This is a genomic window from Priestia sp. 40 (assembly GCF_049368575.1).
Taxonomy (GTDB): Bacteria; Bacillota; Bacilli; order Bacillales; family Bacillaceae_H; genus Priestia; species Priestia zanthoxyli.
On record NZ_JBMPZA010000025.1, the window covers coordinates 186118 to 198793 of the forward strand.

13 protein-coding genes are annotated in these 12676 nt (G+C 37.5%); 3 read left to right on the plus strand and 10 right to left on the minus strand.

Annotated features, from left to right (window positions below):
- Entirely contained in the window at window positions 1-1308 is a 1308-nt protein-coding gene (locus ACO1DI_RS25605) for a sensor histidine kinase (RefSeq protein WP_115653218.1), read from the minus strand.
- Window positions 1309-1522: 214 nt separating this feature from the next.
- Here ACO1DI_RS25605 and ACO1DI_RS25610 point away from each other — a divergent pair, with 214 nt between their 5' ends.
- Window positions 1523-1774, plus strand: a complete 252-nt coding sequence (locus ACO1DI_RS25610) for a hypothetical protein (protein ID WP_141425878.1) — start codon at window positions 1523-1525, stop codon at window positions 1772-1774.
- Between the two features lie 223 nt (window positions 1775-1997).
- Here ACO1DI_RS25610 and ACO1DI_RS25615 read toward each other — a convergent pair whose 3' ends face one another.
- Window positions 1998-3461 (minus strand): sodium:solute symporter family protein, encoded by a 1464-nt coding sequence (locus tag ACO1DI_RS25615; protein WP_423145723.1) that lies wholly within the window; start codon window positions 3459-3461, stop codon window positions 1998-2000.
- A complete protein-coding gene (locus ACO1DI_RS25620) occupies window positions 3458-3658 on the minus strand; it encodes a DUF3311 domain-containing protein (RefSeq protein ID WP_013055761.1) in 201 nt (66 codons plus the stop codon). The genes ACO1DI_RS25615 and ACO1DI_RS25620 overlap by 4 nt, the downstream gene beginning before the upstream one ends.
- 201 nt (window positions 3659-3859) lie before the next feature.
- Here ACO1DI_RS25620 and ACO1DI_RS25625 point away from each other — a divergent pair, with 201 nt between their 5' ends.
- Entirely contained in the window at window positions 3860-4822 is a 963-nt protein-coding gene (locus ACO1DI_RS25625) for a bile acid:sodium symporter family protein (RefSeq protein ID WP_116741417.1), read from the plus strand.
- A gap of 192 nt (window positions 4823-5014) precedes the next feature.
- Here ACO1DI_RS25625 and gdh read toward each other — a convergent pair whose 3' ends face one another.
- Together gdh and ACO1DI_RS25635 are read right to left on the minus strand one after the other, a co-directional pair.
- Window positions 5015-5800, minus strand: a complete 786-nt coding sequence (gdh, locus tag ACO1DI_RS25630; protein WP_014461262.1) for a glucose 1-dehydrogenase — start codon at window positions 5798-5800, stop codon at window positions 5015-5017.
- Window positions 5801-5862: 62 nt separating this feature from the next.
- Window positions 5863-6714: a GRP family sugar transporter gene (locus tag ACO1DI_RS25635; protein ID WP_028412283.1), complete on the minus strand. Its 852-nt coding sequence runs from the start codon at window positions 6712-6714 to the stop codon at window positions 5863-5865.
- 289 nt (window positions 6715-7003) lie between these two features.
- Here ACO1DI_RS25635 and ACO1DI_RS25640 point away from each other — a divergent pair, with 289 nt between their 5' ends.
- Window positions 7004-7318, plus strand: a complete 315-nt coding sequence (locus tag ACO1DI_RS25640; protein WP_013055757.1) for a winged helix-turn-helix transcriptional regulator — start codon at window positions 7004-7006, stop codon at window positions 7316-7318.
- A 23-nt stretch (window positions 7319-7341) separates the two neighbouring features.
- Here the strand turns inward: ACO1DI_RS25640 and ACO1DI_RS25645 are convergent, their stop codons facing one another.
- From ACO1DI_RS25645 to ACO1DI_RS25665, 5 genes are all read right to left on the minus strand, one after another.
- On the minus strand, window positions 7342-9315 hold the full coding sequence (locus tag ACO1DI_RS25645) for a diguanylate cyclase domain-containing protein (protein ID WP_423145724.1): 1974 nt from the start codon (window positions 9313-9315) through the stop codon (window positions 7342-7344).
- A gap of 224 nt (window positions 9316-9539) precedes the next feature.
- The gene (locus ACO1DI_RS25650) at window positions 9540-10313 is read right to left on the minus strand and encodes an EAL domain-containing protein (RefSeq protein WP_226556032.1); all 774 of its coding nucleotides are present in this window, start codon (window positions 10311-10313) and stop codon (window positions 9540-9542) included.
- A gap of 266 nt (window positions 10314-10579) precedes the next feature.
- Window positions 10580-10744: a hypothetical protein gene (locus tag ACO1DI_RS25655; protein WP_223260278.1), complete on the minus strand. Its 165-nt coding sequence runs from the start codon at window positions 10742-10744 to the stop codon at window positions 10580-10582.
- A 253-nt stretch (window positions 10745-10997) separates the two neighbouring features.
- Window positions 10998-11675, minus strand: a complete 678-nt coding sequence (locus ACO1DI_RS25660; RefSeq protein ID WP_116741410.1) for a hypothetical protein — start codon at window positions 11673-11675, stop codon at window positions 10998-11000.
- Between the two features lie 110 nt (window positions 11676-11785).
- Window positions 11786-12463 carry a hypothetical protein gene (locus tag ACO1DI_RS25665; RefSeq protein ID WP_155017029.1) on the minus strand — a complete coding sequence of 226 codons (678 nt, stop codon included), beginning with the start codon at window positions 12461-12463 and terminating at the stop codon, window positions 11786-11788.
- Window positions 12464-12676: the final 213 nt, after the last annotated feature.

A 12676-nucleotide genomic window follows, 5' to 3' on the forward strand; every position in this document is an offset into this window, starting at 1 on the left:
TTAGTCCTTATCCCCCATTAACGTAGACATAGGTAAATCTATAGTAAATTGAACACCGGGGCTTGGAGACAGATTAATAAATTGAATACTCCCGCCCAGCTGCTCGGTCATTTGCTTAACGTAGACAAGCCCAAGACCTGTAGAAGGCGTCCCGTCCTTTGCATATTTGGATGTAAATCCCGCTTTAAAAATGAGACGTTCATGCCTTTTTTTCACGCCGGGACCGCTGTCTCTTACATACAATAAAATGCGGTCTTCTTCTCGGCATACGTCGATAATAATGGTGCCTTCTTTTTCAATCGCTTCGACTGCATTCGTTACTAGGTTATTAATTAATGATAAAAACAAGTACACGTGATAGCGAGGGTGCTCTCCTAGAATCGAATGTGAAAAATGAATATCTTTTGCTAACAGCGCTGCATATTTTTCATTGCTGCGCATGACGATTTGAAGCAGACTTTCGATTTCCATATACTCAGAAAATTCTTCTTTTGTAATGACCTTGGACAGTCCTGCTGATATCCGCTGATTGTCTTTTTTAATATCATGTACTTCTCCTGCAATTTGTAATGCTTTTTGGCTAAATTCGTGCAGCGAAGTAAGCTGGTGGATATCCGCTTCGTGTAATTCTTCATATAAATCATACGACTTTTTCGTAATTCTCTCAGCGTCTTGCAGCGTTTTTTTCAAATGAATGGATTCTTCATACAAATTTGAAAGCACAACAAGCAGCTGATCATTTTTTTGAGAGATTTGCCGTTCTCTGAGCTGCCCTTCGTAGAGTTTGATCATGCTAAACAGGCATAAAACAAAGAAACTTCGAAAGACCCCTACAATAAAAATTTGCATGAACTCTGGAAACATAATATGATGATGAACCATCACATACATACAAAGCAGTTCCATGCCGCCCGAAACCGTTTCGATGATGATGCTCCATATGCCAATAATCCACGGCTTTGAATGAAAATCGTTAATCTTAAACCAAGAAAAAGCAATCGCATAAACAAGATAATAAATCCCTGCTGAGCACCGGATCTGCAAAGAATGCAGAAAATCAAATGATTCGTAATTATACCAATCAAGGTACATCCGAAAGGCCACTATAGCACTAGCAACTAAAATACCTGGTATGACAGGAGATACCTTTCTTAAAAGCAGCAGTGAAAAGAAAAAAATGGGCACAGCAAAGCTAACTCTATACGTATCATGAAAAGGATAATATTTGAGCTCTCCTGCTAGCGGCACAACAACTATCATCACCAAAATGAGGAAAACATCTTTTTTTACTACCGTATCAACTTTCATTGTTCACGTCCTGCACTTTTTGAACATAAGTATATAGTTTAGCAATCTAAAAGACAATCGCTCTTTCCTATATTTTTTACACTCCCACTTCCATTTATAAATATAGCCCATATATAAACGATTATTTATTCTCTTTCATTATTCTTTGTAGTTTTTTAGATTTTCTTGTTTTATTTTGTAATTTTTGTTGTATAGTAGAAGTACCTTTTAAAATGTGAGGCTGTATCACAACTATTCAATTATTATTACATCACCTGATAGCTACACTAAAAAGGAAAACTATTATTTTATAGGGGGAGCTTATTTTACAATGTGGATCATTACCGTTTACTCGAAAAACCAAAGTCCGACTATGTTTGAATTTGAATCAGAGGTAGAGGCGAAAAAGACATTTCAGGAGATTAAAGGGTGTAAGATCCTATCGGAAGTTATTTACTATAACGACCGAGTTCCCGCTTTAGCGTAAATCAGTTGATGTAGGAAATTTTACAAATTATCGGTTAAAAGCCACGTAAAGAGCCAAAGGATGATCCTATTCCTTTGGCTCTTTGCTGTTTGATTAGAAAAAACGAGGCTGAGGCATAATGAGATGAATCTACTATAAAAACGAACAAACGGGAGACATGAGCTGAAAAAAAAAACGAACCACTAATCAAACGTGTTGATCAATGGTTCGTTTTTCACTTCGTCTAACATACTTTTGTCCCAGCCTCGTTTTGCTTTGTGAGCATACTGACTCCCCACATTACGATAAAGTTGACAAGCAGCGCAATAAATCCGACGTTGATATCTTTCATTTGCTGAGGCAGTGACGGGAACAACGTACCAATAGTAGATCCGCTGATTGTAATATAGGCTACTACAATAATTCCAGCAACAATCCCCCACGCTGCTCCTTGTTTCGTTACAAAGTTATTTTTCTTCAAACTGAAAAGCAGAGATGGAAACAGCTGTGTCATTAGACTGTAGCCCATTAAAATAATTGTTGACAGCGTCGTTCCTCCGTTTAGCGTAAAGTAAACGGAAATAAGGGCCACGACCGGTACAAAGCTTTTCGCTAAAAGAGCAATACGCGCTTCGCTTGCTTGAGGAGCAAACGGTTTGTAAATGTTTTTCGCCAGCAGCGTTGACGCGCTCATTAACAGCATCGATCCCGGCACAAGCGCTGTCAGCAAACCTGCTCCTCCTATAATTCCAATAAACCAAGGATCAAAGGTTTGGATTGAGATCCGTAATAGCGCAAGATCCACGTCCCCTCCGCTTAAACCAGGAACTTTTAAAATAGCTGCAAATCCAACAAAAAATACAAAGAGCAGCATTAGCGTATAAAGAGGACTAATGATTGCATTTTTACGAAATACCTTTGCATTTTTTGCTGTATAGCTTGAACTAAACACCTGCGGCCACATATAAAAACCAAGTACTAGTAAAATAACGGTCGAAATAAACCATGAGACGCTTAATCCTTGCTCAGGAAACTTTAAAAACCCCGGCTTCGCTGTATTCACCGCTTCAAACATTGGACCGTATCCTCCGTAATAATGAAAAGGTAAATAAATACCTAAAAATCCGATCACAGCAAGCATCATAATGTCTTTAATAACAGCCGTCCATGCAGAACCGTGGATACCAGATATCATCACATACAGCGTTAAACTGATAGCTCCCATCCAAATGGCTGCCGGCATTGAAATGGCGCCGTATGATGCTTGTGATACAATAATCCCCAATCCTTTTAACTGCACAACAATAACAGGAATGACCGCAATCACTCCTACAGCAGCTACAAGCACACCAAGGTAAGGGCTTTTATATTTGCTTACAAAAAAATCAGGCTGCGAGACGAGCTTATGATCTTTTGCATACTTCCAAATAACAGGAAGAAGCCAGTATGATAAGACATATGATAAGCTAATATAAATTAAGACATAAAGTGCAGGAGCTCCTTTTCCATAAGCCCATCCGCTTCCGCCTAAAAACGAAAACGTTGTATAGATTTCTCCGGCCATCAGCACAAAAACTAAAATAGCCCCGAAACCGCGTCCGCCTACCGTCCACTGCTCCAAGTTCATATCCTTGCCTTTGGTTGATCGTATGCCAAGAAAAATAGCTGCCACTAAAAATAGTAAAATAATAATAAGTGCACTATTCATTCTTCTTCCCCTTCCCGATTTCTGGGATCAAGCTTGTACATAACCCCTAAAATAATGGACGTAAGCACCACCCATATCACCATCCAAAACATATTGAACGGCATACCGAGAACAAACGGAGTCACTCGATTAACAAAAGGAAGAAACCCTAATATGCCTACGAACGGAAGGACAGACAAAATATAGATAAATTTCATGACTAAACTCCTCCGACTTTCTAAAACTAACTTCTTTATATTACCACATATTATGTGTATTAAATGAAGGAATGCTTGCATTTAAACTGAAATAATCTCCAAAAGATAAAATATTCTGTACTATTTTACAAAAATACTGTTTTCATTTTTCTGAATAAATAGTATAATCTTTTCTTATAGTTCGCAGGAGGTATCGTACAGATGAAAACAATAGAGAAAATCAGTACATTTGCAGGAAAAACATTTACGCTTTGGGTTATTTTAATTTCCGTTATTGCCTACTCATTCCCAGAGCACTTTGTATGGATTGGAAAGTATATCGTTCCGCTTTTAGGAATTGTCATGTTTGGAATGGGATTAACGCTCTCAGCGTCTGATTTCAGTGAAGTATTTCGAAGACCGAAAGAAGTAGCACTAGGCGTGGTAGGACATTTTATCATTATGCCGCTTCTCGCATTCGGTTTGGCGATTGGCTTAGATTTACCAAAAGAAATAGCAGTGGGCGTTATTTTAGTAGGCTGTTGTCCAAGCGGCACATCATCAAACGTAATGGTCTTTTTGGCTCGAGGAAACGTTGCGCTCGCAGTTGCCATCGCTTCTGTTTCAACCATTTTAGCACCGATCGTTACACCGCTTCTCATTTTATTATTTGCAAGCAAGTGGGTCGATATTGATATCATGTCTCTTATTATTTCCATTATACAAGTTGTCATCATTCCGCTTGCTCTTGGATTTACGATCAAAAAGTTTTTTGGAAAAGCTGCAGAAGCAAGTTCCAAAGCTCTTCCCCTTGTTTCAGTAGTCGCAATTGTTTTGATTGTATCTGCCGTTGTGGCAGGAAGCCAAGCGCAGCTTGCTAAAACGGGCGGTATCATTTTTGCCGTAGTCGTGCTTCACAACATTCTTGGTTTCACAATCGGTTTCTTCTTTGCCCGCTTATGCGGAATGGACCTAGCCAAACAAAAAGCGGTCGCAATGGAAGTGGGCATGCAAAACTCAGGGCTCGGCGTTACCATTGCTTCCACTCACTTTTCGCCACTAGCCGCTGTCCCAAGCGCCATCTTCAGCGTCTGGCACAACATCTCAGGCTCAATTCTTGCCTTTATCTTCAGCAAACTAAAAGACAAAAACCAGCCCTCGTCTGATAAGAAAATGGCTGGCTAATATAAAAAACTTATAAGGGAGGCATAAAAAGCTCCCTTGAATCTTCCTAAAAAGGTTTTAAAAAGTTCTTAAAAGGTTTTACCTAGGCGAATGCCACCAACCCCGCAAGGGGGGTGGCATTCGCTTAGGTATAGAAAAAAGAGACATGGCCGATTTTGCCATGTCTCTTTTTTCTACATCGATTAAAAACTATTAGCCTCTTCCTGCTTGGAAAGAAGGGTATTTCGTCATACCGCCATCAGCAAATAATGTAATACCTGTTACATAGCTTGCTTGTGATGATGCTAAGAATGCTGCAACTGATGCTACTTCTTCTGGTTTACCGATGTAACCCATTGGAATCATGCTTTCTACGTCCGCACGTTGTACAGGATCTGCAAATTTCTCTGCGTTGATTGGTGTGTTCATCGCACCTGGTCCAATGTTATTTACGCGGATACCTTTTGGTGCATATTCAAGAGCCAATGTTTCCGTCATTAGTTTCATACCGCCTTTACTTGCTGCGTAGTGAACAAATAATGGCCAAGGAATCATTTCGTGAACACTAGACATGTTAATAACGTTTCCTTTAATGTCGTTTTCAACGAAATATTTAATTGCTTCACGGCTTCCTAAGAATGCACCTGTTAAGTTTGTATCAATAACTTTGTTCCAGTTATCTAAAGATAGCTCATGAGAAGGAACTGGGTTTTCAACACCAGCGTTGTTAATCATAACGTCTAATGTACCGAATTCTTTAATAGCTGTTTGAACAAGATTTACAACGTCTTCTTCTTTTGTTACGTCGCCTTGAACGATGATTGCTTGTCCGCCTGCTTCTTCTACTTCTTTTTTCGCATCTAAAGCTTCTTCTTCATTGTTGTAATAGTTAATAACAACTTTTGCTTCTTCTTGACCGAAACGAACAGCCATTGCACGTCCTAAACCTGTTGATCCACCTGTAATTACAACTACTTTATCTTTTAAATCTGTATACATAATAAAATCCTCCTAGTGTTTTCATTTATTCATACATACTATCATTAACTTTTACGTAAACGTTAACTTTTAGCCATTCCGAGGAATACGCCACCTAAAATGATGAGCACAATACCAATCGTAATTGAAATAAGCTGACGCTTTGTTTTCTTTTCTCCAAGTAAGAAGATACCGCCAAGCGTTGAAATAACGATTCCCATTTGTGATAATGAGAAGCTTGTTGCAACCCCTACTTTAGGTTGAGAAATAAATAAGAACATATTACCAGCTGCCCAAATCAGCCCTGGAATAATGTTGCGAATTGCGTATTTATTAAACGGTTTGTGTTTATAAGTAAGTATAAGTCCACCAATTAACATACCAATTGCTTGTGGGAATAGTGCCGACCAGCCGTCTACATTAAATAAACGAGCGACAACTACATACACTAAGTATCCAATTGTTGAAACAATAAGGGTAATGATCCCTTTTTTGAATTGTCCAGATTGCTCTGGGTTTTTTTCGCTTTCTAGTGATGTTAGCACGATACCAATAACAATGAAAATAAGAGCTAACACGCCTAAAATAACGGTTGTTGTTGTTGACCACTCGTGAAACACGATAACACCAAATAGTGATGTTGTCACAAGCTGCATACCAGTTGAAATTGGCATGGTTTTTGAAACACCAATATAATCAATCGTTTTCAACTGATTACTTTGCCCAACTGCCCAAAATAATCCTGAAACGATTCCGACAATAAAAATAAGCGGCGTCAACACTGGATGAACTACGAAATAAATAACGGCTGAAAAGATCAGCGCACCAATTGTAGTCCCAAGCGTTTGACTGTAAGGACCTCCGCCCAATTTAACGTTGAACAGGACAATACTTCCCCAGAAAATTGCAGGAAGAATAGCCAAAAGGATATCCATTTGATACTAACCTTCTTTCTCAAACTCTTGATGTAATTGTAAATTTAAAGTACCTTTTATTTAACTAGGTAACTTTATGTAACCAATCTTAGACCTTTTTTCTTGATACGTCAATAATAATATGTCGATTCTGTGACTTTTTTTTAAAACTTTACAATACAGCGTTTCCAAGCTACTGAAAGTTTTGAAAATAAAAAAAGATAGCCTTTTCATTATCCAAATGCTAGTATATAATAACATTATAAGGGTTACTTTTAATATCCTATATACGATAAAGTAGGTGGCATTGATGAATGAATTTGATGAGTTATGTCCAAAAGTGTGGAAAACGTTTGATATAATAGGAAAAAGATGGAACGGGTTAATTATTTATGTCCTGATGAGCGGTCCTAAACGCTTTAGTGAAATTCACAGCAGCATTCCCTCTTTAAGTAAACGAATGTTAACCGAACGAATGAAAGAGTTAGAAGAAGAAGGAATTGTAATCCGGCACGTTATTCCTGAACGTCCGGTTCGTATTGAATATATCTTAACTAAAAAAGGATCAGAGCTTGGTATGATCTTAGGACCCGTGAGCAAGTGGGCAAAAACATGGATAAAATAAAAAAGCCTCCAGTGAGGCTTTTTTTATGTTTGGTAGAGGATATAATTATTTTTCCCTTCTCTTTTTCCTTTATATAACGCATCATCTGCATTTTTTAATAATGAAGCAGCCGATTCCCCGTCTTCTGGATAGATAGAGACGCCGATGGTAGTTGTTGTGCACAAACAATAGCCCCGTACATTCCAGCTTTGCTGAAGGGATACGTGAATTCGCCTAGCAATTTGTTCAATTTCTCGTCCATTTGTTACGTTTAAAATAATGATAAACTCGTCTCCGCCCAAACGATAAATACGATCGCCTTTCCTCACACAGCTCTTTAATCTCTTCGTGTATGCTTTTAGAAATTCGTCGCCTATATGATGGCCATATTCATCGTTAATCTGCTTAAAATTATCACAGTCAAGAAACAAAAGCGCAAAAAACTCATCGTTTTTTTGCTGCCCTTTTTCAATTACTTTGTTTAACTCTTTTAATAACATCGCCCGGTTGGGAAGACCTGTTAAACTATCGTGAGTGGCTTCAAAATGAAGTTTATTTTCTAGCGCTTTTTGTTCAGTAATATCATTATGAATGGATACATAATGAGTAATATTTCCGTCTATATCTTTTAACGGCACAATTGTTTTCGATACCCAGTATGACTGATGATGCTTCGTCCCCATTTCAAGCTGTCCTCGCCATACTTTTCCGCTTTTTATTGTTTCAAGCAGCTCATGATGATCATGATTAAGCCCTGCATCTCGATAATACTTCCCTACTAAATCTTCTTTTTCGTAACCTGAATACTGTACATACATATCATTTACATAGGTAATAGTTCCACTTGCATTTATAATCATAACGCTAGCTGATTCATCAAGCGCATATTTTATATTTTCAAGTTCTTTCAGCGTATACGCCAGCTGTTCTTCTGCTTCTTTTTGAGGCGTAATATCGTGTAAGATTGCATAGGCGCCAACCGTTTGATTATTTACTTTGACAGGAATCGTTGTAATATACACATGTTGTATAGAATGTTGGCTTCTGCGGAATGTTAGCTCTGTACTATAGCTAATTTCTTCATATACATTCCAACGTTTGTAATTACAGGCTCCCAGTCTTTTAGCAACATCTCGGTAATTTTGGTGCAGCACATCGCTTGCAGAAAGCTGCAGCGTTTCTAAGAATGCGCTGTTAATATTTAAAATCGTACCGTCCAAATTCAGCATACAAACTGCGTGGTGGTGGTTTGTAAATAGCGATTTGTACCACTGTTTGCTTTTTATGAGCTCTAATTCTAATCTTTTAATAGCTGTAATATCTCGGTAAATCACTGAATAGGCGACCAGTTGATTTTGATAGTCATAAATCGGTGAACAGCTGACAGATACACACACGCTTTCGCCGCTTTTTGTATACCTGACTGTTTCATAAGGAGACAGCGTCTTACCATTTTTTAATTCTGCTATTAATTTAAGGTTTTCTTGTTCCTCTTTCTTTGACACGATGTTCATCTCTTGACGGCTTTTTCCTATAACTTCTTCTTTTCTCCACTGAAATAGCTTTTCAAATGCTCCATTGACTGTTAAGACCTTCTCATCACAATCAGCAATTAGAATGGCGTCTACCGTGTTTTCTAGAAATGCATCGAGCAAGCGCGTGCTCTCTTCCTGTGTTTTTTTATAATGAATTTCTTGAGCCATGACAAGGACATGTGAAGGGTTTGTCAATTGATTAAATAAAGGGGTAAAAGTTACTTCATATGCATGCCGGTCGGGCTGAAAAAGCTGTATGTATTGATATTGAATCGGTTCTTTCGTGGCAATGGCTTTTTCACAAAGTGTGTAAAAAAGCAGATTTTCTTCTTTATTGATTATCTTGTCTTCCATTTTGTCAAAGAATTGCTGAGCTGCTTTGTTACATTCTTTATAATATAGCTGATGTTTTTCTTGCTGAATTAAAATAACAGGCTGCGGCATATTCATAAAATAAAATTGGAATACCCCTTCACTATACATACTAAATATCCTCCATCTGCCTTTGGAATTTCACTAAACGTCTTGTTTTGATATGCAATTCACTCATTCTCCCAAACCAACACGTCTTCTTTATCCCTTAAAATATTTTAACAATCGCACAAAATCACATAATTTTATAAAAACTCAAGACATCTATGTTTCATATAGGTCTAATTACTCACTTTTATATCACGATAAATTATCTATTTAGTGAAGTGTATGGTTTAAGAGTTCAGCAGCCTTTCTCGTCTGAATAAACTTCGGTACTTATTATAAGTTAAGTAGGAAGAGATCGACTGCGGCATGCCCAGCAAATAGCCCTGCGCGGCATGTAGGTTTAACGAAATCGCTGCAGCTAAATCTTTATCTCGTTCAACGCCTTCTAAAATAAGATTCGTATGCGGATAATAGTTAACAAGCAAATCAATCAGATCTTTCTTTTGCTTGCAGTCGGCTAGCCCTTCCGCATAGCTTCGGTCCAATTTCATATAGTGAGGCTCATACATGCTCACCTGTCTCATCGCTGCGGCTCCTGCTCCAAAATCAGCAATCGCAATTTTGAAACCGGCCTCTTTCAAACTCATTACTCGGGCAAAAAGAGCAGGTGATTCCCATAAAATCTTTTCATGAAGCGTTTCATTTAACTCCCATACAATACGATGTTTCGCATTTTTATAGGTGTTCAACAGATATGTTAAAAACCGTTGGAAATGCGGGTGGAGAAGAGTAGAGGGAAACACATTGATAAATAAATCCTCAGATTTCAATACCTCAAACGGAAAGTTCTTTATAGCCCCTTCAATTGCCATCGTATCAAGCTTGTACAAATAATTATGGCGTCTTGCCAGTGAAAACAACTCTTCAATTTGCCCTTTTGCGAAAGCTGTGCGCAGCAAAGCCTCAAAACCCAGCGTCTCCCACGAATCCAGCGCATAAATAGGCTGATATACAAACTGAAAGTCTTCATACGTCAGTTCCTTTAAAACATGAGCATCCATTCTTTCGTTTAATCACCTTTCGTTTTCAATATACTATTTCTTCCATAACCTAAACTTATAAAAATATATCCTAAAAACAGATAATTGTCCATTAAAAGTAAGATATTCCATTAGGCGATTTAGTATTTTGGGACTTGCTGGAGGCTTATGATAGCAACAAAGAAGTGTTTTAGAGGCTTTTATGATTTTGATAGATAGGCTGTAAAGGATGTTTCAAACAAGAGATTGAGACATAAGCAACTCAGCCCCATCTAAAGATGAGCAAATTAGATAAAGGGACTAGTATAGATTGCTTGGGACACCGCGGTTGATTTCCGTGCATGGCTTCGCTTTCCGCGGGCGGCCGCTGAGCCTCCTCGTCGCTTACGCTCCTGCGGGGTCTCACCTGTTCCGCTTTTCCCGCAGGAGTCTTCGCCTTGCCCTCCAATCAACCGCTAGAAACACCTAATATGTGAAATTTACGTTTATCATATACTTAGCGCAATAACCTGTTATCGTTGGCTTGTAATCATAGACAAATTGCTCATGTTGATAAATAGATGCTAGTTGGAAAATCAACGATAATAGCCTATATACAGCATTACCAAAAAACATTATACCTACAGCTAATATACTAACAGCTAAAGCAAATCCTATAACTTTCTTCATCTAACTTGTTACCTCTTCTTCTCTATAAATTCTCTACTATTTCCCCTCATTAAAACGAATATTTTTCAGCATTTTTAAAAACCATTCTTGTCTTTTGTCTTCATCACCGCTTTTATATTTATCGCTGCTATCGAAGGAAATCTGTACTATTTTATTAGAATGCTTATCTGCTATATATGCCAAGTATGTATTAGGAATATGTTTCTTCTTATCTACTATTACACGCTTTTCTGTTCCTTTGAAATAAATATAAGCTGATTGGTAGTAAATCCTCGTCTGTGAGTTTTCAATCTTATTAGGAAAACTTAATCCAAATCTTCTTTTAAATAAAGCCTCAACGTGAATACTCTCATCTGCAGGATTACTGGTTAAAAACTCAGTTTTTATATAATTCGCTTGTGTTTTACCTTCAACTTCTTCATTGTAGACAGCCCACCAGCTCTCGTAAGAATCATTATTGATAGCATAATCCTCTCTATTTTTATGTAAAACTTGATACTCTTCTGGAAACCACATCGTATACTGCCCGGTCTTTGACTTAAACTCATAAAACCCATCATCCGCTTTTTTATCCTTGTTTAAGAACTTGCGTGTAAAGTGGTCATCAAAAGCTGGAACCTTTGGGTAGCGACTTTCGTTTATTAGCCATATGGCTCCTATTAAAATAACTGTTCCTGTGATAACTATCATGATAAATTTCGAACATTTTTTCATCGGCGTCCCCTCTACTTTATCGTTTGGAACAAACTTTAATCCTTATATATTGAATAGTCTTTAGCATTTTGATTTGTTGCGCTTATGCTAAAAAAACCTTTTGCTTATAATTAATTTCCCTTAACAAATTTAATACTTTGCAACATTTTTAAAAACCATTTCTTTCTATCCATTTTATTTGTTTCTGTATTTTCCCCTACACTATCGTATATTAATTCGATTACCTTATCAGAGCTTTTATCTGCTACATATGCCACATAAAGGTTGGGATGATTTTCTTTACTGTCATGTACTATATGTTGGTTAGTACCACGAAAATATGTATAGGCATAATCATAATAAATTCTTGTATTAGAGGTTTCTAACTGTTTAGGTTTTTTACTGTCTAATTGTTCTTTAAATAAACTCTCTACATAAATTAATTCTGATTTCGTGTCGTTCTCGGAAAATTCAGCCTTGATAGCGTACGTTTGTTGATCATTTTCGTAGGGTTTAATATAAGAGGCTGACCAATTTTCATATGATTCGCCATTTCTAGTGTAATCTTCGCGATATTTATGTAAAACTTGATACTCCTCGGGAAACCACATCGTATACTGCCCGGTCTTTGACTTAAACTCATAAAAACCATCGTCCACTTTTTTATCTTTGTTCAAGAACTTACGTGTAAAGTGGTCATCAAAAGCTGGGGCGTTTGGGTAGCTGCTTTCGTTTATCAGCCATATGGCTCCTATTAAAATAACGGCTCCTGCAATAACTGCAATAATGGCCTTGGTACATTTTTTCATTGTTACACACTCCCTTCATTGGTTGAAATAAACCACATTTAATGTAATTTGAATAGTTTTATTTAAATCTACTGCTATGTATGCTACATACTGCTTACTCATCTATTTGTAGTTATTAAACATATAAAAATTGCTCAAATCATTGTCTGAGCAATAGCAGTTTTATATTCATTCACTTTCATCCCTATAATCCACTGTACTAAAGCAGAGTTA